Here is a 657-nt window from a genome sequence, read left to right on the forward strand (position 1 = left end):
GCTTTTTAAAGCAAACTTTCGTGCTTTGTCGTTTGCTTTGCACGGTGCTTGTTGTATGTTCTTGCTCTCTACTAAACCAAGGATAAAAGAGACCCATGAGTCCATTTTTGTCATTTGACCGTGCCGAGTGGGCAGAACTGCGTAATTCTGTTCCGATGACACTCTCTGAAGACGATCTAAAGGCGCTTCAAGGCATAAATGAAAACCTCACTATGGAGGAAGCGGTAGAGATCTACCTTCCTTTGTCTCGTCTACTCAATTTATATGTACAGGCTCGCCAAAGTCGCAACTCTGTTCTTCAGCAGTTTCTAAATACCGAGGAACACGCTCCGCCATTTGTTATTGGCATTGCAGGTAGTGTGGCTGTTGGAAAAAGTACAACAGCACGCATTCTTAAAGCACTGCTTTCTCGTTGGGAAAATCATCCCAAAGTCGCCTTAGTTACAACGGATGGCTTTCTGTATCCCAAAAAGGTTCTGGAAGAGCGCGGTATCATGCATCGAAAGGGCTTTCCCGAATCTTACGACATCAAACGTTTGGTAGAATTTGTTTCTGATGTAAAGGCGGGCAAGCCAAATCTTGAAGTACCTGTTTACTCACACATCACATACGACATTACTGATGAGCTAAAAAAAGTCGACCGACCTGACGTGCTTA

1 protein-coding gene is annotated in these 657 nt (G+C 44.1%); it reads left to right on the top strand.

Annotated features, from left to right (window positions below):
* Nucleotides 1–95: 95 nt before the first annotated feature.
* The coding region (gene coaA / locus R7044_RS25930) for a type I pantothenate kinase (protein WP_225456087.1) at nucleotides 96–657 on the top strand (562 nt) is incomplete at its 3' end.

This window comes from Vibrio sp. 1402 (assembly GCF_033340275.1).